At 58.4% G+C, this 21,562-nt stretch carries 23 protein-coding genes and 2 pseudogenes; 14 read left to right on the forward strand and 11 right to left on the reverse strand.

What is annotated here, in order from left to right:
* Positions 1-368: ribonucleotide-diphosphate reductase subunit beta (locus AACY44_RS07425; protein ID WP_073525043.1), on the forward strand; the 368-nt coding region annotated here is incomplete at its 5' end.
* Positions 369-670: 302 nt separating this feature from the next.
* Positions 671-1,318, forward strand: coding sequence for an HAD-IB family hydrolase (locus AACY44_RS07430; RefSeq protein WP_339428509.1), 648 nt, complete (start codon positions 671-673; stop codon positions 1,316-1,318).
* A gap of 151 nt (positions 1,319-1,469) precedes the next feature.
* On the opposite strand, the gene AACY44_RS07435 is transcribed toward AACY44_RS07430, so the two are convergent.
* Together AACY44_RS07435 and AACY44_RS07440 are read right to left on the reverse strand one after the other, a co-directional pair.
* Positions 1,470-3,014 carry a Fic family protein gene (locus AACY44_RS07435; RefSeq protein ID WP_339436058.1) on the reverse strand — a complete coding sequence of 515 codons (1,545 nt, stop codon included), beginning with the start codon at positions 3,012-3,014 and terminating at the stop codon, positions 1,470-1,472.
* A gap of 227 nt (positions 3,015-3,241) precedes the next feature.
* Positions 3,242-3,358: pseudogene (locus AACY44_RS07440) on the reverse strand (LysR family transcriptional regulator); the annotation flags it as partial.
* Between AACY44_RS07440 and istB the strand changes: the two are divergent.
* Positions 3,350-3,565 (forward strand): annotated as a pseudogene (gene istB / locus AACY44_RS07445) (IS21-like element ISPre4 family helper ATPase IstB); the annotation flags it as partial. The pseudogenes AACY44_RS07440 and istB sit on opposite strands and share 9 nt — an antisense overlap.
* 285 nt (positions 3,566-3,850) lie before the next feature.
* Positions 3,851-4,807 carry a hypothetical protein gene (locus AACY44_RS07450; protein WP_339421352.1) on the forward strand — a complete coding sequence of 319 codons (957 nt, stop codon included), beginning with the start codon at positions 3,851-3,853 and terminating at the stop codon, positions 4,805-4,807.
* Here AACY44_RS07450 and AACY44_RS07455 read toward each other — a convergent pair.
* A complete protein-coding gene (locus tag AACY44_RS07455; RefSeq protein ID WP_339421353.1) occupies positions 4,804-5,469 on the reverse strand; it encodes a DUF6933 domain-containing protein in 666 nt (221 codons plus the stop codon). The two genes, AACY44_RS07450 and AACY44_RS07455, sit on opposite strands and share 4 nt — an antisense overlap.
* A 529-nt stretch (positions 5,470-5,998) precedes the next feature.
* On the opposite strand from AACY44_RS07455, the gene AACY44_RS07460 reads away from it, so the two are divergent.
* Positions 5,999-6,379: a helix-turn-helix domain-containing protein gene (locus AACY44_RS07460; RefSeq protein ID WP_339529997.1), complete on the forward strand. Its 381-nt coding sequence runs from the start codon at positions 5,999-6,001 to the stop codon at positions 6,377-6,379.
* Here AACY44_RS07460 and AACY44_RS07465 read toward each other — a convergent pair.
* From AACY44_RS07465 to AACY44_RS07480, 4 genes are all read right to left on the reverse strand, one after another.
* Positions 6,309-6,866 (reverse strand): hypothetical protein, encoded by a 558-nt coding sequence (locus tag AACY44_RS07465; protein WP_339417056.1) that lies wholly within the window; start codon positions 6,864-6,866, stop codon positions 6,309-6,311. The two genes, AACY44_RS07460 and AACY44_RS07465, sit on opposite strands and share 71 nt — an antisense overlap.
* A 97-nt stretch (positions 6,867-6,963) precedes the next feature.
* Positions 6,964-8,451, reverse strand: a complete 1,488-nt coding sequence (locus AACY44_RS07470) for an amidase family protein (protein WP_339417057.1) — start codon at positions 8,449-8,451, stop codon at positions 6,964-6,966.
* A 110-nt stretch (positions 8,452-8,561) separates the two neighbouring features.
* A complete protein-coding gene (locus AACY44_RS07475; RefSeq protein WP_339455850.1) occupies positions 8,562-9,143 on the reverse strand; it encodes a hypothetical protein in 582 nt (193 codons plus the stop codon).
* A 272-nt stretch (positions 9,144-9,415) separates the two neighbouring features.
* Positions 9,416-10,465 (reverse strand): MBL fold metallo-hydrolase, encoded by a 1,050-nt coding sequence (locus AACY44_RS07480; RefSeq protein ID WP_339436054.1) that lies wholly within the window; start codon positions 10,463-10,465, stop codon positions 9,416-9,418.
* Between the two features lie 122 nt (positions 10,466-10,587).
* Between AACY44_RS07480 and AACY44_RS07485 the strand changes: the two genes are divergently transcribed.
* The 4 genes from AACY44_RS07485 (at position 10,588) to AACY44_RS07495 (ending at position 13,725) form a co-directional block, all read left to right on the forward strand.
* Positions 10,588-11,214, forward strand: coding sequence for a TetR/AcrR family transcriptional regulator (locus tag AACY44_RS07485; protein ID WP_339417061.1), 627 nt, complete (start codon positions 10,588-10,590; stop codon positions 11,212-11,214).
* 189 nt (positions 11,215-11,403) lie between these two features.
* Positions 11,404-12,462 carry a diguanylate cyclase gene (locus tag AACY44_RS07490; RefSeq protein ID WP_339417062.1) on the forward strand — a complete coding sequence of 353 codons (1,059 nt, stop codon included), beginning with the start codon at positions 11,404-11,406 and terminating at the stop codon, positions 12,460-12,462.
* 170 nt (positions 12,463-12,632) lie between these two features.
* Positions 12,633-12,965: a hypothetical protein gene (locus tag AACY44_RS27670; RefSeq protein WP_445261112.1), complete on the forward strand. Its 333-nt coding sequence runs from the start codon at positions 12,633-12,635 to the stop codon at positions 12,963-12,965.
* A complete protein-coding gene (locus AACY44_RS07495; protein WP_445261111.1) occupies positions 12,922-13,725 on the forward strand; it encodes a methyl-accepting chemotaxis protein in 804 nt (267 codons plus the stop codon). The genes AACY44_RS27670 and AACY44_RS07495 overlap by 44 nt, the downstream gene beginning before the upstream one ends.
* Positions 13,726-13,752: 27 nt before the next feature.
* Here AACY44_RS07495 and AACY44_RS07500 read toward each other — a convergent pair whose 3' ends face one another.
* Entirely contained in the window at positions 13,753-14,670 is a 918-nt protein-coding gene (locus AACY44_RS07500; protein ID WP_339417063.1) for a LysR family transcriptional regulator, read from the reverse strand.
* 80 nt (positions 14,671-14,750) lie between these two features.
* On the opposite strand from AACY44_RS07500, the gene AACY44_RS07505 reads away from it, so the two are divergent.
* Both AACY44_RS07505 and AACY44_RS07510 read left to right on the forward strand, forming a co-directional pair.
* Positions 14,751-15,452, forward strand: a complete 702-nt coding sequence (locus AACY44_RS07505; protein WP_339436053.1) for a CTP synthase C-terminal region-related (seleno)protein — start codon at positions 14,751-14,753, stop codon at positions 15,450-15,452.
* Positions 15,449-15,769 (forward strand): antibiotic biosynthesis monooxygenase family protein, encoded by a 321-nt coding sequence (locus AACY44_RS07510; protein ID WP_339436052.1) that lies wholly within the window; start codon positions 15,449-15,451, stop codon positions 15,767-15,769. The genes AACY44_RS07505 and AACY44_RS07510 overlap by 4 nt, the downstream gene beginning before the upstream one ends.
* Before the next feature lie 262 nt (positions 15,770-16,031).
* Here the strand turns inward: AACY44_RS07510 and AACY44_RS07515 are convergent, their stop codons facing one another.
* Positions 16,032-16,355: a DUF2025 family protein gene (locus AACY44_RS07515; protein ID WP_339417066.1), complete on the reverse strand. Its 324-nt coding sequence runs from the start codon at positions 16,353-16,355 to the stop codon at positions 16,032-16,034.
* A 232-nt stretch (positions 16,356-16,587) separates the two neighbouring features.
* Between AACY44_RS07515 and AACY44_RS07520 the strand changes: the two genes are divergently transcribed.
* Together AACY44_RS07520 and AACY44_RS07525 are read left to right on the forward strand one after the other, a co-directional pair.
* Complete coding sequence (locus tag AACY44_RS07520; protein ID WP_339436050.1) at positions 16,588-17,715, forward strand: glycerophosphodiester phosphodiesterase family protein; 1,128 nt, start codon at positions 16,588-16,590, stop codon at positions 17,713-17,715.
* A complete protein-coding gene (locus AACY44_RS07525; protein ID WP_339417068.1) occupies positions 17,716-18,378 on the forward strand; it encodes a helix-turn-helix domain-containing protein in 663 nt (220 codons plus the stop codon).
* On the opposite strand, the gene AACY44_RS07530 is transcribed toward AACY44_RS07525, so the two are convergent.
* Entirely contained in the window at positions 18,370-19,233 is an 864-nt protein-coding gene (locus AACY44_RS07530; RefSeq protein WP_339417069.1) for a sterol desaturase family protein, read from the reverse strand. The two genes, AACY44_RS07525 and AACY44_RS07530, sit on opposite strands and share 9 nt — an antisense overlap.
* Before the next feature lie 155 nt (positions 19,234-19,388).
* Here AACY44_RS07530 and AACY44_RS07535 point away from each other — a divergent pair, with 155 nt between their 5' ends.
* On the forward strand, positions 19,389-19,694 hold the full coding sequence (locus AACY44_RS07535) for a PepSY domain-containing protein (RefSeq protein ID WP_339530000.1): 306 nt from the start codon (positions 19,389-19,391) through the stop codon (positions 19,692-19,694).
* Between the two features lie 55 nt (positions 19,695-19,749).
* Here the strand turns inward: AACY44_RS07535 and AACY44_RS07540 are convergent, their stop codons facing one another.
* Complete coding sequence (locus tag AACY44_RS07540; RefSeq protein ID WP_339417071.1) at positions 19,750-21,378, reverse strand: methyl-accepting chemotaxis protein; 1,629 nt, start codon at positions 21,376-21,378, stop codon at positions 19,750-19,752.
* Between the last annotated feature and the right edge of the window lie 184 nt (positions 21,379-21,562).

Here is a 21,562-nt window from a genome sequence, read left to right on the forward strand (position 1 = left end):
AGTCGATGCACCTGAACTTCGGTATCGATGTGATCAACCAGATCAAAATCGAAAACCCGCATTTGTGGGATGCCGAGATGAAGGAAGAAGCGACCCAGATGATCCTGCAAGGGACGCAACTGGAGATTGAATATGCTCGCGACACCATGCCGCGCGGCGTGCTGGGCATGAATGCGGCGATGATGGAGGACTACCTCAAGTTCATCGCTAACCGTCGCCTGTCGCAGATTGGTTTGAAAGAAGAGTATCCAGGCACCACCAACCCGTTCCCGTGGATGAGCGAGATCATGGACTTGAAGAAAGAGAAGAATTTCTTTGAGACTCGTGTGATCGAGTATCAGACTGGCGGCGCGTTGAGCTGGGATTGATCCCTAAGCCAAGCAACATCAAGGAGCCCTGACTTGTTCAGGGCTTTTTTATGTGCGTTGATTCGCCATTGCTTGAAGCACATCGCGCTAACCACCTCGCCGAGAGGGTTCGGATCGTACGAGCAATGCTGTAGCCTTGCATCCCAATTGCCATCAGTGTTGCACCGATAAAGTGATAGGTAGCCTTCATCGACGGGCTCTACAAAAGTCCAAAGATTGGCACGGGAGTAATCTCCCGCTGTAACACCTGACACGCACCTAAAAATATTAGATAGGACCGAGGCCAACCCGTGACCCCAGACATGCTCGAAGCCGGCCCCATCGACGCCAAAGTACTTTCCGTCTTTGACTTCGACGGCACCCTGACCCACCACGACAGTTTCGTGCCCTTCCTCAAGTTTGCCTTCGGAAACGGCGAGTTTTATGGCCGGATGGTAAAACTGGCCGTGCCTGGGCTGCGTTTCTTGTTGCGGCAGATCAGCCGGGATGAGTTGAAGGCGCAGTTGATCCGCACCTTTATGACCGGGGTGGAGAAGGCGTGGGTGCAGCAGAAGGCCGAGGAGTATTGCCAGCGCAATTGGGCGCGGTTGATGCGGCCGTCCGGGGTGCTTTCGGTGGAGCAGGAGTTGGGCTCCGGGGCTGAGGTGACGTTGTGCTCGGCTTCGCCGGCGTTGGTGTTACAGCCGTTTGCCAACCGGCTCGGGATCAAGTTGATCGGGACTGAGCTTGAGGTGGTCGATGGGGTGCTGACCGGGCGCCTGACCGGGAATAATTGTCGGTGTAAGAACAAGGTGTTGCGCCTTGAGGCAGTGTACGGAGACCTGGGGGATTATCGGCTCAGGGCCTGGGGCGATACGCGCGGAGATCGAGAATTGTTGGCGGCGGCGCAGGATGCGCATTTTCGGCATTTTCATGCGAAGAAGAAAAATCGGGGTCGGTTGAAGCGGTGATGCGGGGGGTTGGGGTTGGCGGGGGGGATCGAGGTGATCCCATCGCAGCATGGCTGGGGTTCGACAGCTCCCACCGTTTGATCGGTGTCAGACTGGGTAACGCACTAGCATGGGGTGCCCGGGGTTGAGTGGCCGCATAGGCCCATCCCGATCACTCGTTAACGCTACCCGATTCTTGTTCTTCAAATGCGGATCGCACCGCTTCCACTACCCGTTCGGCTAAGTGAGCAACTTCCAACTGCGGATACGCTTTTTTCAATTTCGCCGATATCTGCCAGCCATTTTCCTTTAGCGAGCGAATGACGCGGTTTGCGTCCTGATCCGGCATTTCCAGCACTTCTTTGAGCTGCTCCTGAGCGCGCTGAAAAATGACCAATACACGCGCCTCATCAGCCATCTCTGTACGGACCGTATGCGCCACAACCTGTGCCGTATACAGGACATGCTCAGTCAAATCGGGATAGCGCCACGCGAATTGCGCATCTTCATAGTCATCAAAGACCAGGTTGCTGCGGGTGCCGTCATCGTAGACGACGAGTTCGCCAAACCGATAAGACGCGGCGTAGCGTTGCATGAATGGTCGCGAAAACACCTCCAGCGTGCGATCGTAACGCGCCCGAAAATCAATCGAACTTGTAATCGTGGCTGATACCGGCAGGATCACGCCATCAGGCACCGCATTATCACGGATCAAGGTATCGTTGATAAGAAAGCGATGGATCCGACCATTGCCGTCCCGCATGGGGTGGATATACACGAAGGCGAAAGCGATTACAGCTGCCCGGGCCAGCGACTCAGAACCTCGTGTTGCCAGCTCGAATGCTTTCAAGCCATTGAGCAGTTGCGTCAGCACCTCAAATTGCGGCGCAATGTAGTGCACGATGTCCTCGCGCATGGTCGCCTGCCCCACAAAGACCGGCGAGCGCCGCAAGCCCAGCCCGAGAGCCTCGTCTCCCAAAATACCGGCTTGCAACGTGTGCAGGCTTTCGTTGCTCAACGGATCCTCGATATGGCCACAGTATTTGGCGATCACGTGGGCAAACCGCTGGATCCTGTCGGCTTTGTCTGCCTCTCTCTCTATCAAAAAGCTGGCACGCGACTCCTTGAACGTCAGCCAACTTGCCGTGCGCATCAGGATATCGGCGCCAAAGGTCTGGTTCAGTTCTCGCAGTGCTGCACCCAGATCAAACTGCAGCGCGTCTTGTACAGCTTCGGTACGGCGGATCAGAGGGGAGAACGCTGGCACGCCGGGAAGATTATCGTTGATGCGCCAGCGTCGTATCCTTAGAGGCTCAACGCGGGTCAGGTAATGCTGCGATGAAACAGCATCGACATAGCCGCCATTGGTGACGTCTGGCACATCAAGCTGCCGTCCGGTTACCCATTCGTAAAGGAATCCGGTGCGGCGGGCATATTGACCAAAGGGCGTTTGCCGGCACCAGGCTTCAACGGGTTCGGGGCCGGCGGCAGCAAATAAGCGAGCGAAAAATTCAAGATGAATTTCTTCATACTTGAGCCCGAACTCGAAATGCCCCGCAAAGTCGTCCGACGGCTGGTAGCTGATGGGGTACTTGCGTTCGACATGTCCATTGCTCTCGTGGGTCATACGTGTCGTACCAATTACCGATTCGACGCGTAGCGGCTGTGCAAGGGCGATACGGTAGCGGTCAGCGAGTGCCTTGAAGCCTACTTGCATTGTCGAATCCCCTAACGAGAACTAAAAAACGATAACTATCAGGAGATAGTAGGCGAAAACGATAATTTCGTGACCACGAAAACGCTAATGCATACTCAAATTTGCTAATAAATCCACCATTCACGTTGAAAACGATAACGGCTCGTATAGAGGGATACAGGTTGATGGGGTCGACAACTCCCACATTTGATCTCTGTCGCTAGGTGGAAAGGTGCTTGGCAGTAGCGTCAGATAGTGGCTTTGAGGTCTACGCCCAGGGCTCTGGCAAAGGCTTTTACCAAAGGGTTTCTCGGCGCGTTGTGGCGCAGGATCAGGTTGAAAGCAGTGGTGAGGTGGACGTGCTTGAACTGCTGGACGACCGATACGGTAACCGCTCGACGTTAGTGACCAGCCAGATGCCAGTGGACAAATGGCACGCGCTGATCGGCGATCCGACCTTGGGCGACGCGATCCTCGACCGGCTGGTGCACAACGCTTATCGGATAGAACTGAAGGGCGAATCGATGCGCAGACGCGCAACGAAATTGACGACGACAGGGACTTCAGACTAACAATGCAAACCTGCGTCGCTGCGCTCGGAGTGCCTGGCCGGATGAGCGTGGAACGGGTGGCCGGATGGCGTGGAGTGCGCAGCCTGCCAGCATGTTCTATACCCTTGGTGCACTCACAGTAATCGGTGGCACCTTGTGCTTCATGAGTGGGCGACGCGTGGCTGAGAACCCGCCGCCCCCAACACTACACATCTAATGTGGGAGGGGCTCGCTCCCACATTTTTGATCTCCATAGGGCTGATATTTGCGTAGTATCGCGCTACTCATCTCACGGACCCGAGCCCCATGAAATTCGACACGGCCTACAGCCTGAGTCTCGACGACAAGCTATCGATTTACGACGTACGAGACCTGAATTTCGACGAAACCGCTGATTTCGACTCAGACAAGGACAGCTTCCTGTGCCCCAACGATGCCTGCCGCGCGACGTTTGATACGGGCGGCAATACGCTGAGCACTTTCAACGCGAAGAACATTAACTATCAGCGCACGCCGCATTTCAAGAACAAGACCAGCACCCAGCATATCGACGGCTGCCGCTACGCCAGCACGCACAAAACCACTACGGGTGAAGGTGACGACGAGCGCGAGGAAAATTTCCCATCGGAATTTGTGCTTACGCGGCGTCAGTACGAGCGCAAGGCGCCCCTGACTGGCACGGAGGGAAACATCCCTCAAGATGCAGCGAAAACACCCTCAACTCGTGTGTCCACATCCCATAGCACCAACGACAGCACTCCAGACAAAACCAGCGTCTTTGCCCACCCAGTGGAATGCTATGTGTCCAACATCAACGACAAGGACAAGCTCAAAAGCATGCCGTTGAAGATCGGCGAGCACACGGCAACCTACTGGACGTTTTTCAAGAAGATCGAATACCTGCAAGACAACAAGGGCTTGATCTACTGGGGCAAGATCAAGGCGATCAAGCACTACACCAGTAGCTTTCGCATCGACTTCGAGAAAAAACTGTGGCTCGATAAAAAGCCTTATTCGGTCAACGTTTACCTGAGCAAGAAACTCATTGAGAACTACCGCAAGCGCACGGCGTTCCTGGAGCAGATCAAGGCTGCGGTGGACAGTGAGCGGGCATTGTATTGCTTCTTCTACGGGGTGACGCCGGAGCTGAAGCAGGTGCCGAGCAAGAAAAATCCCGAGCAGACATTTGGGGTGTTCAGCGCAAATATCGAAAATCTGGATCACTTGATCATTCGTGAGGCGCCGGGGGTGGAAGGGCTTTAATCAACCTGCGCACGTAACGCGTGCCGATAGATCTCACGAACCTGTTCCGCTTTCGAAACAGGCACGCGGCCTACGGTGATCAACCAGTGAATCAACATCTCCTCAGCGGGGTAGATGTAACCCTTCTGCTGCTTGATGCTTCTAGGTCTTTGATTAGTAAGAGCGTCGTAGCGAACAGCGCTCCAGGGCTGGTTTACAAAATCAAAATCTTCAGCATCCCATTTGAAAAATCGAAGCACTTCATTGATGTGTGTTTGGCCACTGCGATCGCCGCGCTGGAGCATAAGAAAGGATTGGCGCAAATCGTTCGATAAGTGCTCGATGATTTGCGGATCAACAAAGTCCAGTAGCCCGCCCTTCATGGCCAAATCCATGACACCGTTTGTCCAGCGGTTGATAAACGTCTGCACAAACCCTTCGGCATCAGCTTTTTTCATGTCAAAAAACAGCATGCAATAACGGGTTTTCAAGTGAATCGCCAGCAGTACATGTTTACGCTGGACGGTTGCTGCGTGTACCAGCCACTGATCGGGGTTGGTATGCAGATCCTCCCCTGAAGCTTGCGTCGGAGGCGCTTGGTGAACCGTTGTGATTTTTTTGCCCTTATGAATGCGGCTGAAGAAATCACAGGCAGCTTGTGAACAATTGAACGTCAATGTCACCGTTTTTCCTTAAAGACTAAACAGGGCGCCTAAGCCAATACCCAGGGGGCTGATTCAGGTTCATCAACCCAATTGATTTCATAAGGCTGCCTGACCGCATAGCTAATGCCATCCCGAGCGTCCTCGCTGAGCACGGCAAGCTCAGTATCCGTCAACAAATCATGAGCCACGCAGTAGAGCGTTCTGTAGCGGTTGACCGGAGACAATGCACGTTCTCACTGACAGACTTGGCGTCACTCAGTACGCCAAGGTGGAACCGCTCCAGCGCGATTTTTCTCAGCGCTTTAAATTTCTTCCAATCGCTTTCGGAAATAGCCCTCACCCCCTCCTGCGTCCCTCTCAGAGTTTGAATATCGCAATCCACGCGGTCAATTCGGCCGAGCGGAGATCCAGCTCGAAGGCACGATGTTGCAAGCCTCAAAAATAGTCCAAAGCAAGCGCTGAAAAATATCCAGTTGATGAGCGGTCAAAACAACTGTACAAAAACACAGTATAGTTTGTCCTCCCCGTCGAACCCTGGAGAAACCCCATGTCCTCTCTGGCAATAAGCTCTTTCGTAGAACAGCAGATCGTCCTGCATCAATTCACCGCCAAACACAGCGTACAGGCACGCGCGATGCTGAGCTGGAGCCGGGAAGACCTGGCCCGCCTGGCAGGTGTGTCGGTGGAGGCGGTTCAACAGTTTGAACGCCAGCGCGATGTGGGTGATGAAACCCGCCTGGCATTGGCGTTTCGGTTGGAGGCCGAGGGGTTGGTGTTTTTCCCGGGGTTTGCGCCCGGGTGGGGGATGAGTGTGCGCCGGTTTGACACGACCTCAACCGAGCCCACACCCCAAGGCATCATCTCCCGCTTGATCGGCACAACAACGGCATCAATTGACTCACCAACCCCTCAACCGAATGGTGCGTAGAGTCCAGCCCTATCACCGGGCACGTCAGCGCCTTTAACCAGGTTTCATGCCGACGCAAGCTACCCAGGCTGTGGTTACCGCCATCATAGCGGGCAGCCCAGGCCAGAAAGGCCACGCTATTTTCATGTCGGCTGCCACCTGGGAGGATTTCAGCGCCGTAACGCTGCACTTCCCGCAGGAGCCGACGGTGCAGGCGTACTTCCGAATCCAGGCGCAGGAACACCACGTGGGTGAAGTGCGGGATCACGGGGTCGCCCCAGCGGCACAGTGAGCCGGACAGCACCCAACCTTCGAGATCGGTGGTCGGGTCCTGCAGCAGGCGGATGCGTTCATCTTTGGGGCGTGCGACGGTGGAATAGTTTGGCGTCTGCTGCCAGTAAACGTTGTCCGAATCAAAATAGGCAACGTTCAAGCGTTCGGCCGAGGCCTTGCCCAACGTCGTGGTACCGGCGCCCGCTGCACCGAGGCTGTAAATTCTGTAGGCCATGGCGGCCCTCCATGGCACTGAGTGAAGACGCCGGGAACCTCAGGACGGCGGTTGCAGTACCCGACGCCCCATTTGCGATGTGAAATTATGTGCCCGGTCAAAGCCCAGGCTTGATTGCCGCCTGGGCTGCCTGCTCATACCCATGGGCCACTGCCAACAAAGTGGGCTCGGACCAGCGGGTACCAAAAAAGTAGGCACTGGTCGGTAGCCCGTCCTCGTTCGTCCCGGAAGGTACGGCGATCCCTGGGTAGCCGGCCGCTGCGACACCGAAGTAACTGTTGGTCTCGAAATCCGAGACCATGGCGTCGAGTTTTTCCGACTTGATCGGGCCGTCCACTGTGCTGCGAAAATCCTGGATGAGCGCGTCCCACAGTGGCTTGCGCTCCTCCAGCGTCAGGGTTGAAGCGCTGATTTGCTTGAGCACTGGCTGATGATCCGCGTCGGAGCCATCGCGTTTATCGTTGAACTTGATCAGTTCGGTCAGTGACTTGACCGGCAAGCCCGAGCGCTTGGCCAGGTAACCATTCAACTCCTCTTTCACATCCGAAAGTAGCAACTCGTCGTAGCGTGAAGCATCGGCCAGGCGCATGTTGACCGGCATCAATACCGCACCCTGCTCGCGAAGCACCTCAAGTGTCCGGCCAAATTGCACACTATTCACCACTGGCAGGGTTTCGCCATGTACGGAGAACGTCGCGGGATATCCAATACGCTTGCCTTTCAAGGCGCCCGAAACCAGTAGCTCGGTGTAATCAATACCTTGGGGCGCGCCTACACTCGCTGGGTCCTGAGGATCGCTGCCGGACATGGCGTTGAGCATCAGCGCTACGTCGAACACCGAGCGAGCCATCGGGCCCGGTGTGTCCTGGCGCTGGCTCGCGGGGATAATCCCATTGCGATCCAGCAGACCGACGCTGGGCTTGAGCCCGACAACACCATTGAACGCTGCCGGCACAATGATCGAACCATTGGTTTCAGCCCCCACCGCCAAGGGTGCCAGGCCAGCGGCGATTGCGGCGGCGGAACCGGAGCTGGAACCGCCGACGTCCGCATCAGGATGGTGAGGGTTGCGGGTTTGCCCACCCCGGCTACTCCAGCCGTCAGGGCCGCCTCGAAACCCAGCCAGTTCGGTCATATTGGTTTTACCCAGGATCACCGCGCCCTGCTGAATCAGGCGATCAACCAACGGCGCGTTCTTGCCGGCCGTTGCGCCGACCATTCCATACGCACCTGCACTGGTTTGCATGCCTGAGGTTTCAATGGTGTCCTTGAGCAAAATAGGAATGCCATGCAGCGGCCCGCGCACTTTGCCGCTGGCTCGCTCACGATCCAACTCGCGTGCGGTCTCGAGTGCTTCAGGGTTGAGTTCAATGACGGAGCTCAGTTGCGGGTCCACCTTGCGAATCCGTTCCTGCAGGTAAGTGACCAGATCGGCCGATGTGAGCCCGTCCGACCGGGCCATTTGCGTGCCGAGTTCTTTGACACTCAGGTACTCGGTACCTGGAGCTACGGGCGCGTAGTCGCCAGCAAAAGACTGCACGACTTGCCGAACGATGGAGCCCATACCATATGCGATACCTAACATAAGACCTCTTCGGGGGTAAGAAATGACGAAGGACCCAGATTGATCCGTGCCCCAGCCTAAAAACCCATCCCCCGTTCAGCAGCGCGACGCAGGTCATTTACAACGTAGGATTATTCAACGCTGTGGGTAGCCACTCCTGCATCCATCAGATCCCGAACGCTCCGATACCCCTGTACCAGGCTTTTCAGCGAATCCCTCGACCATTGCGCACCGTAGAACCAAAGTGTCGCACCATCCCCCAGTGGTTCGCCAAGCACCGGATACCCACTCCTGCAAGCGCTATGGAACGCGGCGCTGCGGCTGTCGGACACCAACGCGTCCAGTTGATATTCATGCACAAGTTCATCGATTTCATTGCGCGTGTACTGCGGGCCATTGCCTTGGTGGGCAAGCACCGGCACCGGCTGAGCCCCCGCCCGTGACAGGATGTCCAGCGCTCTCAGGAAGGATGGGCTGTGGTCTATGAACGCATGTTCATGGCCGCCGGCAAACCGCTCGGCAAACCCCACGCGCCTGCCGCTCAACGCCTGGGCTGGCGTAAAGGGGCTGTTATTTTGGACGAGGGGCACTTGCACCATCACCGGCCCAGAAGGATCGACACCACTCAAGGCAATCAGAGACAGCGACGGGTCGCGCAGGGGTTTAAGAGGAAGTCCTGGGGCGTCATACCCCGGGACCGGAACGCTGCTCACAGGCTGATCATGAGCGCGGGGATCGACACCAAAATTGATGCCTCTCAGGCTCGCATGATCCTTGGACGTAATTGCCAGACCTGGACGTTCAGCGAGCACAGGTGCGGGTTGGTCTGTCGGACACGCCATACCCGCTTGCCAATATTTCCCACACTTACTCTCCATAAGATCTGCCCCCGAGAAATGACTTCCCGGGAATCATCGCACCCTTGCCTGGCACCTGTCGCAGCTCTGAAACAGCTTGATAACTCCTTTTTCCGATACCTCTTTCGTCAGTTGGCGAGGTGTTCCTGTGCGCCTTGGGTTTCCACCTCCAACCACCATGCATACCCACGCTCGGGTTGATTCAAGCTGAATGCCTGCCCCATCGGCGGCGTGGTAATCGAAACGCTGTGCTCCCACGCCAGGGCCATGATGCGGTCAAACGGTTCGTGCCACGCGTGAAACGCCAGGTCGAAGGTGCCGTTGTGAATCGGCAGCAGCCAGCGGCCTTTGAGGTCGATGTGCGCTTGCAGGGTTTGCTCCGGCTGCATGTGCACATGGGGCCAATCGACGTTGTAAGCACCTGTTTCCATCAACGTCAGGTCAAACGGGCCGTACTGTTCGCCGATGCGCTTAAAGCCATCGAAGTAACCGGTATCTCCGCTGAAAAAGATCCGCCGCGCGCCATCGATCATCACCCAGGAACACCACAAAGTCTGGTTGGCATCAAACAGGCCGCGCCCGGAAAAATGCTGCGCAGGCGCGGCGACAAAGCGAATGCCATCCACCTCGGTGCCTTGCCACCAATCCAACTGGCGCACTTTGCTTGCCTCCACGCCCCACTTCACCAGGATGTCGCCCACGCCCAGGGGCGCAAGAAAATAGCGGGTTTTGTCAGCCAATTGGACGACAGCCTTGCGGTCGAGATGGTCGTAGTGGTTGTGGGAAAGAATTACCGCTTCCAACGGCGGTAATTCCTCAAGACTGATGGGCGGCTGATGGAAACGCTTGGGGCCGGCCCAACGGAACGGTGACGCACGCTCGGCGAACACCGGGTCGGTCACCCAGAATTTACCGCGCATTTTCAGCAGTACGGTGGAATGCCCGAGGCGGAACACGCTGTGATCCGGAGCCGCCAGTAACTGCTCGCGGGTCAGCGGTTGCACCGGGATCTGCCCCACCGGTCGCGTGCTGCGCGGCTTGTTGAACAGCATGTTCCAGAAAATACGCAAGGTCTTGCCAAAACCACCATGCTGCACAGGGGCATCGTTGCTGAAGTGGGCCTGGTCTTGCCTGGGCGCTGCTGGCGAAGAATCGACACGGGACGAGATCGTGGCCATTACCGGGTGACTCCTACGGATCGCTATAAGTTACACTGCACAGTGTAGTTTCAAGATTGCAACAAAATCCGGAGCAAGTAAACTACCGAGTGTAATTTCCCCTGAAGAGCCGAGCGCTACCCATGACTGCCCCTCAACGCCTCACCGACCGCAAACGCGAAGCCATCGTGGCAGCGGCCATCGCCGAGTTTCGCGTTTGCGGTTTCGAGGTCACCAGCATGGACAAGATCGCCGCCACCGCCGGCGTTTCCAAGCGCACGGTGTATAACCACTTCCCCAGCAAGGAAGAGTTGTTCGCCGAAATACTCCATCAACTCTGGGCCAGCAGCGTCGCACAACTCGACGTCAGCTACGCCAGCGATCGCCCGCTACGTGAACAACTGCGTGGGTTGTTGGAAGCGAAGATGAAGATGATGTCGGACGCCAATTTCCTCGACCTGGCCCGGGTCGCGATCGCCGCCACCATCCACTCACCGGAGCGCGCACAAGACATGGTCACCCGCCTGAGCAAACGTGAAGAAGGCTTCACCCAATGGGTACGCGCCGCTCAAGAGGACGGCCGGCTCAACTGCAGCGACCCGGCCTTTGCCGCGCACCAGATCCAGAGCCTGCTCAAAGCCTTTGCATTCTGGCCGCAGATCACTTTGGGCCAGCCGGTACTCGACGCGGCCAATCAGGCCAGCGTTATCGAGTCAGCCATTGACCTGTTCCTGGCCGGCTACGCGGTCCCGCCTCCCGGTCATCAGTAACAAACCATTGCTTAAGCGACATTCCTGGTCGTTTTTGACGTGTTCGCACGCTGTCCTGCACAAATGGCTTGGAAGGACACTGATTATTCCCACGCGAATCACTGACAATATTCACAATTATCCGAGCAACGGTTCAACCCGCTGACGCACATTGCTGCACCCGCGGAAAAAGAACGGCCCCAGGAATTTATGGAAAACAGACGAGGCAAAGGGCTTTCATTTGCCAGGCGTATCTACAAGCCAAGGATTATCGGTTTTGGTATCGGCTGCATCAGTGTCGCAGGCGCCCTTTATCCGCTCGCGATGCCGGGCTGGGTCTGGGCATTCCTGCTGTTCCACGGTTTTGCCTGGGCGCATCTGGCGTACCAACTCTCGACTCGTTCGCAATTCCCCTATCAGGCTGAACAGCGCAATTTGCTGTACGACTCGTTGTGTGGTGGATTCTGGGCCGCGGCCACGCAGTTCACGCCCCTGACAACCGTGACGATCCTTTCAATGATGACCATGAACAACGTCGCTGCGGGCGGCAAGCGTCTGTTCCTGCGCGGGTTGTTGGCGCAAGCCGCCGGTATCGGAGTCGCAGGTGCGCTGTTCGGCTTCACGTTCAACCCCAATGTCAGCCTCACTCAGGTTTACACCTGCCTGCCGATGTTGACCTTCTACCCCATGGCCATCGGCGCGGTCTGCTACCAATTGGCGATCAAACTGTCGGAGCATAAGCGCGCGCTCGGCGCCCTCAGCCGCACTGACAGCCTCACCGGCCTGCTTAACCACGGTTCATGGAAAGACCTGCTGCACCTCAAGTTCCACAAGTGCCAGCAGCAACAAAGCCACGCCACGATTGCCTTGATCGATATCGATCATTTCAAACAGATCAACGACACCCACGGCCACATCGTCGGTGATGCCGTACTGCGCCAATTGAGCCTGGAACTGCGGCGCAATCTGCGTGAAAACGACTTGGCGGGGCGTTACGGTGGCGATGAGTTCTGTGTGATTCTTCCGCAAGTACCGTTGGAAGAGGCGACACAGGTGATGGAACGCATGCGCGAAACCGTCTGCAATTATCGCAACCCGCAGATCCCAGAGCTGCGTGTCAGCCTGAGCATCGGCCTGGCAGATTTCCAGCCCTTCTTCACCGATGCCGCGATGTGGCTGAATGCGGCGGATCGGGCGCTGTACGCCGCCAAGGACACCGGGCGTAACCGGGTCAATGTCAGCGAAGAAATGATCGCCCATTCCGCCTGAAGTTGTCCTACGACTCTTCGTGTGAATCTTCCTCTCAGCACCCGAGAGAAAGCACAATGCCACGACTGGTCAGCTATCCAAAAAAGGTCCTGCCCCTGGGGCGAACGTTTTGCCAGGCTGATCACTCTGAACCCGTTGTCCCCCCCCCTGTCAGCACAAGGAAGCTGAGAATGAGCAAGTCAACCGTATGGCGGATGCCTTACGGGGGCAGGCGCATACCCACGGAAACCCTAGAGGTTTGCTTGCCCAAGCCCCCGAACATGTTATTCAACGCCCACAAAAAAAGCATCAACACCTTGCAACACACCATTGCCCAACAGGCCAGCCTGCTGGACGTTATCGAGCGCGCCATGGCGGTGATCGAGTTCAACCTCGACGGCACCGTCATCACTGCCAACGTAAACTTCCTGCCGCGCATGGGCTACATACCTGACGCAGATCAAGGGTCAGCATCACCGCATGTTCTGCACCGCAGAGATAGCCAGAAGCTCGGCCTACAGTGATTTCTGGCAGCGCCTGAACCAGGGCGAATTGTTCAGCGGCCAGTTCGAGCGGGTGGATAAAAATGGCCAAACCGTGTGGCTCGAAGCCAACTACAACCCGGTCTACAACGCCATCGGGCGCCTGTGCAAAGTGGTCAAGTTCGCCTCCGACGTCACCGCTATGGTGCAACAACATGCCGCCGACGCCGCCAGCGCAGCCCGGGCGTACCACATCTCCCTGACCACTCGGGACATCGCCGAAAAACGCGCCGAGGTAATCCAGCAAGCGGCCAGTGGCATGCGCGACATTGCCGCGGACATCGATAGCTCTTCGCAACTGATCGCCAAGTTGGGCAAGCGTTCGCAGCAGATCACCACCATCGTCAACACCCTTCGCGGCATCGCAGGACAGACCAACCTGCTGGCACTCAACGCCGCCATTGAGGCGGCGCGTGCAGGCGAACAAGGTCGCGGGTTTGCCGTGGTGGCAGATGAAGTACGCCAACTGGCGGCGCGCACCAGCGGTTCCACGACGGAAATTTCCAGCATGATCGCGATGATCCAGAATGAAACCCGCCAGGCTATCCACAGCATGGACGGCACCCGCGACCGCGCTGCGCAAGGGGTCGACCTGGCGAATCGCGCCGGCACGGTAATCCTGCAGATTCGCGAAGGCACCAGCAAGGCGGTCCAGGCGGTTACTGGAACGGCTGGAGCAAAATACCCGGCTTACGGAAATGACCAAACAACTGACAGAACACATCGAAAGCCTGACGTGTGAAATGCATGAGCACTTTGTCCGAAAACCTCAAGAACACCCGTGATCCCCGGTGGGAGCGGCGGTACCACACTTCATCCCAATATGCCGCCCCAGTTCATCGAACAACGTCACCACCGAGCGCAACGCCCGGCAGTCCGCGCGCGTGAGCAACCACAACGCCGTATCGTGCCCGGCCAACGCGGGACCCAGCGTTTGCAGGCCTGCATCCAATAGAAAGTCCGGCAACGCCGCCACCCCTAGCCCCGCCCGCACCAACTCGGTGACCGACAACATGCTGTTGCAGCGATAACTGGGGCGCACACCGGGCAGGTGCTCGCGGCGCCAGGCGACCGTAGGGTGGTCGGGCAGGAAGTCATCCGGGGTGATCCAGGGCAGGTCGGCCAACTCACGGCCCGCGTGTTGGCGGGCGAAACCAGGGCTGGCGCATACCTGATAGGCCACGCTACCAAGGCGACGGCCCACCAGATGCTCCGGCGGCGTGCGAGTCAGGCGCAGGGCGATGTCAGCGTCGCGGCGGCTGAGGTTGGCGAAATCATTCGACGTGCTCAGCTCCAGGATCAGCGCAGGGTACTGCGGCATGAATTGCGCCAGGGCCGGCAGCAATAAACCCTGCAACACCGAATCGGTACAGGTCAGGCGCACCGTGCCGTTGATCACTTCACCCCCCTGCTCCACGCCAACACGCGCCGCCTCCAGTGCTTGTTCAGCGCGCTCCGCCTGCTGGGCCAGGTTGCTTGCCAGGCTGGTGGGCAAGTAGCCCGTGCGGCTCTTTTCAAACAGTGTCTGGCCCAGCGCCGCCTCCAGGCGCCGCACTGCGCGGAACACCGTGGACACGTCCACCCGCAACAACGCCGCCGCCCGCGCGAGGGTGCCGCCGCGCACCAGGGCGAGGATCAGCGACAGGTCAGGGTAGTCAATTGAATAGTGCGTGGCTGCATTGAACATGTGGGCAAATGCCAATTTTGATTGCGTTGGCGCCAATCTATAGTGCACCCCAGGACACCACAAGCCATGGGACGTAAACGATGAACGCCACACCCTTGCACCTCGCCCTGATCGGCGATTACAACCCCGATGTTATCGCCCACCAGGCCATACCCGTGGCGTTGCAACAAGCAGCTGACACCCTGGGTCTGATCGTTCATTCCCAGTGGCTCGACACGGATGCGCTGCCCCAGTCACTGCATGGCTTCGACGGGTTCTGGTGCGTGCCCGGCAGTCCCTACCGCGACACCGATGGCGCACTGCGAGCGATCCGTTTTGCCCGCGAACAGCGGCGTCCGTTTCTCGGCACCTGCGGCGGTTTTCAACACGCGGTGTTGGAATATGCCCGCAATGTGCTGGGCTGGAAGGACGCCGAGCATGGCGAACTCGCTCCGCATGCAAAGCGCGCGGTGATCACGCCGCTGAGTTGCACACTGGTGGAAGCCACCGACACCGTGCGTTTGGCGCCCTACACCCGCATCGCCGAAGCCTACGGGACTCTTGATGTACAGGAAGGTTATCGTTGCCGCTATGGCGTGAACCCTGAGTTTCTCAATGCCCTGCTGGAAGGCGATCTGATCCCCAGTGGCCATGACTCGGCAGGTGACCTGCGCGCGGTGGAACTGCTCGACCACCCGTTCTTCGTGGCCACCCTGTTCCAACCCGAACGCAACGCATTAAAAGGCATCACCCCACCCTTGGCGATTGCCCTGCTCAAAGCCTGTCAGGCGGTGTCGGCATGATCGCGCGCACGCCTGCCCCGCCCTACTACGCGGTGATTTTCAGCTCACTGCGCACCGAGGGCGATCAAGGTTACGGCCAGGCGGCCAACCGCATGCTGGAACTGGCGCGCGAACAACCGGGGTTTCTCGGTGTGGAATCGGCACGGGAAGATGGCCTGGGGATTACCGTGTCGTACTGGGAGAGTGAGGCGGCGATTTTGGCGTGGAAGCAGCACGCCGAGCATCGAGCGGTGCGCGAACAGGGGCGCGCCACTTGGTACTCGGCCTTTCAGACCCGGGTGTGCAAAGTAGAGCGGGCTTACACATTCCACCATTGAAATAGTGCCTGAAGAGCAGCACAAAAACGCGGTGGGAGCTGACTTGTCGGATCGCCGCATCGCTACGATAGCCAGAGGTCTATACGTTTTCTGCGTAGCAACTGTCGAGCCACGGCGTGGCTGCGTCAGCGTTGTGTCAGACAGGCCGCAAACGCAGCCTCGCCAGGGCTCGACAGCTGCTACGCACGATCATATTTAAAGTGTGTAGTTAGCTATGCTGCGATTCGACAAGCGTGCTCCCACAGTTGATCGGCCTCGTTATTCAGCTCACCAGACTGCGCAACGCACTGATCTGCGCAATCTCCGCCCGCCGCATGTACACCCGCAGCGGTTCGGTGATGTTGATGCGGTCGTCGATGTTCTGATCCAGCAACAACTGGAGGCGCTCGCGGGACAGGGTCATGGTCTGCTCCGGGGCCGGCAGCCAGACAAACTCGGCGGTGGGGATGATGCCGTCATCGGCCACGTCCATACCGAAGGCGTCTTCGCTGAAACGTACGATGTACTGGCCGGTCTTGCGGTTGAGGCCAACAAACCCGTGGAGTTGGTCGGCGGCCTGGCAGATAAGCTCGGAGGTGATGCGCATGGTAAACCTCACTGAAAAGTCCTATATGGACTGGAAAGATGGTTTACACGCGTGGCAAAAAGTAGCGTCCTCTAATGGGGCAGCTTCGGGCAAGAGTACTGCAATGCATCCCCTAAAAACCCGAAAATTTTGCCCATGCGCACGTTAATGTCGGTTTGGTGATAGCGCCTTTCGCCATCAATTGTTAAAAAGGAGGCCTTCTCAAAGCCTCCCCCAAGAAAGGACTTCGCATATGCCTGTCACGTTTACCAAGAGCGCCCTGCTGCTGGCCCTGGTGCTCGGCCTTGGCCAAGCACAGGCTGCCGACCCGATCAGCCCGGCTGAATTGGCGACTAACGAAGGCATCCCCTACCCTGCCGTGATCGCCCACCGGGGCGCTTCATACGACGCGCCTGAGTCCACCGCCGCCGCCTACAAGGTTGCGCGTGACTTGGGCGCCGACTACCTGGAACTGGACCTGCAGCGCAGCAAGGACGGCGTGCTGTTCGCCCTGCACGACAACAACCTGCAGCGCACCACCGACGTGGCCACCAAGTTTCCCGACCGCAAGGACGCCCCGGCCAACGAATTCACCTGGAAAGAATTGCAAACCCTCGACGCCGGCAGTTGGTTCAACGCCGCCTACCCGGACCGTGCGCGCCCGGGTTTCGTCGGCTTGAAAATCCAGAGCCTGGACGACATCATCAAGATCGCCGAGGGCAACCCGCAGCACAAACCCGGCCTCTACATCGAAACCAAGGAGCCCAAGCAATTCCCGGGCATCGAAGCCGACCTGAAGAACAAGCTGCTGGACAAAGGCTGGCTGAGTTCCGCCGGTTCCAAGCTGGGCAAGAGCAACACCGGCGTCGGCCAGGGCAAGGGCCGCGTGGTGCTGCAAACTTTCGAAGTGGCGAGCCTCAAAGCGCTGCAGAACGAAATGCCCAACACCCCGAAAATCCTCCTGCTGTGGGTGGGCGAAGGCAGCATCGAACCGAAAAACAAGCAGACCTTCGCCGAATCCGGCGAACCGACCAAGGCCGCCTACTACGCCAAGCAGGCGCCTAAGGACGCTGCCGAGTTCGAAAAATGGGTCGACGAAGCCAAGAACCTCGGCGCCATCGGCACCGGCCCATCGGCTGAGCTGACAAACCACGGCGACCAGAGCTATTCGGACTTGGTCAAACCCGAGATGAACAAGCTGACCCACGACAAAGGCTTGCTGGTACACGTCTACACCGTGGATGAGCCGGTCGACTTCGAGAAGGTGATGAAAGCGGGCGTCGATGGCATCTTCACCAACCGCGCCGCCGAACTGCTGAAGTTCTACAAACGCTGGCCGTCGTCCAGCGTGCAGGACCTGCTGAACGACTATAAGTACTGAGTGAAGGCCCAATGGCCAGGCCGCCTGTGGTTGGGGCGTGACTACGGCCTGATCCTCGGCGAGCTGGGGCGCACCGCGCCCCATGCGCATTACGCCCACCAGTTGATGCTCTGCGCCCGGCCAATCACGGTCAGCCTTGATGGCCAGGTCACCACAGCGCATCGCCTGTTTATCCCTTCGCGACAGACACACGCCATTCTCGACACTGAGGGTGAGGTGAAGGTGCTGTATGCCGAACCCGCCGTGTTTGATACCGCCCACTTGCAACACCTGTTGATCCACGAACAGCTGTCCCTGGAGGGGTTACGCCAACTCCCCCGGCGCACGCTGGATGATCCACGCGTGGAGCGTGCCCTTGCTGCACTGGATCAGCAGTTGAGCGGCAAGGTTTCTGCCCACGCCCTGGCCGAAGCGGCGCACCTGTCATTGAGCCAACTGGAGCGGCTGTTCTCGGATCAACTCGGCTTGCCCGTGCGCCGCCTGGTGCTGTGGCGACGCTTGCGCATCGCCCTGCAATTGGCACTCGCCGGCGGCACGCTGACCGACGCTGCGCACGGTGCGGGTTTTGCTGATTCCGCGCACTTCTCACGGACCATGAAGCAGTTGTTTGGCGTCACGGCGGCAGCCTCATTGCGCCGGCTGGAGGTGCAGCTATTAGCGTGAATCGTATGGCAGTGCCGGTTCCTTGCTCAAGGCAACCGGCCTGAACGGGTCACGCAACTGTTCCCCATACGCCACCGGGAAATCCGGTCGACTGCCAATCCCCAGGTCTCCCGGCCCCATGCGATGCCCGTCGCGATAGAACGCCGTGCCCAGCAACCAATCCCACAGATTGAAAAACAGCCCAAAATTCACATCCCCGGCGCGACCGTACTTCATATGGTGAAACCGATGCACAGGCGCCCAGGCGAACACCCACCGCAACGGCCCCAGGCGCATGTCCACATTGGAATGCTGCAATAGCAATTGAACGGCGATGGCCAATGCCAGCAACTGCGCCACCGGAGAGGGAATGCCCAGCAGGATCAATGGCAGCAGCCCCGCCGTGGCTTCCAGCATCTGGTGCAACGGATGCTTCATCAACCCATTGAAACCGTAAAGCCGCTGCACGCTGTGATGCACCGCATGCAAACGCCACAGCGGCCTAATGCGGTGGCTGGCGTAATGCATCAAGGTAATACCGGCATCAGCGAGCACAATCGCCATCAGCAGTTGCTCCCACAGCGGCCAGCCACGCGGCCAGATACCTTCAAACGCCAACAGCGCCGTGAGCCCCGGCAGGATCAACAATCCAGCGGCATTCAGGCTTTCGTTGACCAAGGCGTGCAAGGTGTCGCGCCGACGATCGCCCAGGCTGCGATTCCACTGCGGTTCATAGGGCAGCCACTGCTCTGCCAGGAATGACACTGCGACGGCAATCACGAACAGCAGAATCAAGCTGTTCGGCTGCCAGAGTCCGCAACTGATAAACCCCAGCAAAAAGGCGGGCGCATAGATCCAACTCACTAAGCGTTTCATGCCGAGTCTCCTTTGAAGTGAGCCCCCAGCATGAAATCCCCCGCGCGCGTCGGATTGAACAAACTGCGCAACCGCTTGAAATAATTAAGGATGAATTAAGTTGCGCTGGATAACCTGATCCCACTTAAACAGCTCACCAGACAAGGACACACACCATGAAAAACCTGACCGTTTTGTTCGCCGCTACCGCCCTGACCCTGACTGCTGGCCTGGCTCAGGCCGACGTTCGCCCAGACCAGATTCCAGGCCTGTTGCAGTCCGGCGCCGTGAAGCCTTTCGCGCAGCTCAACAAAGACGCCCTGGCCAAACACCCCGGCGCCACCATCAATGACACCGAGCTGGACAACGAAGCCGGTCGCCTGGTCTACGAAGTGGACCTGACCGACACCACTGGCAAAAAGTGGGACCTGAAACTCGACGCCAAAACCAGCGAAGTCCTGGAAAACAAACTCGATACTTGAGTCGAATACGCAAAAAAAAACGCCACCCTAGGGGGTGGCGTTTTTTTATGCCCGATCAGGCGCCCAGACGCGCCGTCACCTCATTCAACTCGCTCGACAACCCGCGCAGGTTGTGGCTTGCCGCTTCGGTGCGCTTGACGTTGTCGAGGTTGGCCGTGGCCACAGTGGTGATTTGCGTGATATTGCGCGAGATATCCTCCGCCACCGACGTCTGCTCCTCGGCAGCCGTGGCGATCTGGCGGTTCATGTCGCGGATCGCCTCCACCGCCTGGGTGATGTGAGCCAGCATGGCACCGGCCTGCGTCACCTTCTCCACACTGTCATCACTGCACGACTGGCCGCTCAGGATGGCTTCGGCCGCGTCCACCGCGCCGGTTTGCACGGCCTCGATAATGCCGTTGATCTCGATGATCGACGCCGCCGTGCGTTGCGCCAGGCTGCGCACTTCATCGGCCACTACCGCGAAACCACGGCCGGCGTCGCCTGCGCGCGCGGCTTCGATGGCGGCGTTGAGCGCCAGCAGATTGGTCTGCTCGGCGATCCCGCGTATCACTTCCAGCACCTTGCCGATGCGCACACTATCGGTTTCCAGGCGGCGGATGATGGTGCCGGTGTTGAGGATCTCGTTGCGCATCTGGCCGATGGTGGCGATGGTAACCTTCATCACTTCACCGCCTTCGCGGGCCGAATGATCGGCCTCATCAGCAGCACGGGAGGCACTGGCGGCGTGGCGCGCGACTTCCTGGGCGGTGGCCGACATTTCCGTCATCGCCGTGGCCACCTGGTCGGTGCGGTTGAATTGATCGCTGGTACCGTTCGCCATCTGCCCGGCGATCGCATTCAACTCGCCGCTGGAGCTGACCAGGTCGGTGGCGCTGCGCTGCAGGCGGCTGAACGTTTCGGCAAGAAAATCGCGCAAGGTATTCGCCGCTGCGGCCAGATGGCCCAGCTCATCCTGGCGACGGCTGGCCACGCGCTCGGCGAAGCGACCGTGGCTCAGTTGCGTCACGTAATCGATCAGGCTGCGGATCGGCAGGATCAGGTTACGGTTGATCAGCCAGAGGCTGAACAGGCCGATCAACACACCGGACAGCAACATAACCGCCAGGCCCACCAACACGGTGCGCTCAGCGTAGGCGCTGATGGCTTTGGATTGCTGGCTGCCCTGCGCACGCAGGTCGTTGACCAGTGCACTCATCTGCTCGCTGGTAGCGCGGTCCACACCCTTGACCGCCGTGTCGCCGGCGGTTGCATCGCCGCCCGCCGCTACGTAGGCATCGCGGCCCTTCTGGTAGGCCACGCCGAGTTGCACGTGTTCCTGGCGCAGGGTTTCGATACGCCGGCTCACGGTCGGGTCGCCAGTGGTCTGGGTGACCAGCCGCGTGAGGATGTCTTGCACATCGCGCTGACGGTCCTGGAACTGGCCCCAATATTTCTCCATGTCCTGAGGCTGCTTACCGCGCAGCAGGACGTTTTTCCATTCCTGCACCTGCACTTTGAATTGCAGGTTGGCCTCGTCAATCATCTGTGAAGTCAGTAACGGCCCATCAATCAAACTGCGATAACTCTGCACGCCGTTGGACAGGAAGTTGAAACACGCCAGGGCGATCAGCAAGATCGCCAACAGGCTGCCACCGAGCAGCGACAGGATTTGTGCTCTCAAGGAGGTTCGCAAAACATTCATCGGGGAAAAGCCTCGATACAAGGAATTGGTGCGTGCACGCCTAACGTCCTTGTCGTCAAAGCACCGCCCATCCACGGCGGCTCATATGCCCTGAATCGGCCGAGCTGGAGGCTTCTTGAACGGCTGCTGACAAACGGTCAAATAAATGTCACCACGACGAAATAATTACAAAATCGTCACAAAA

Origin of the sequence: Pseudomonas sp. RA_15y_Pfl1_P11, from assembly GCF_963970975.1 — a bacterium.
Classification (GTDB): Bacteria; Pseudomonadota; Gammaproteobacteria; order Pseudomonadales; family Pseudomonadaceae; genus Aquipseudomonas; species Aquipseudomonas tritici.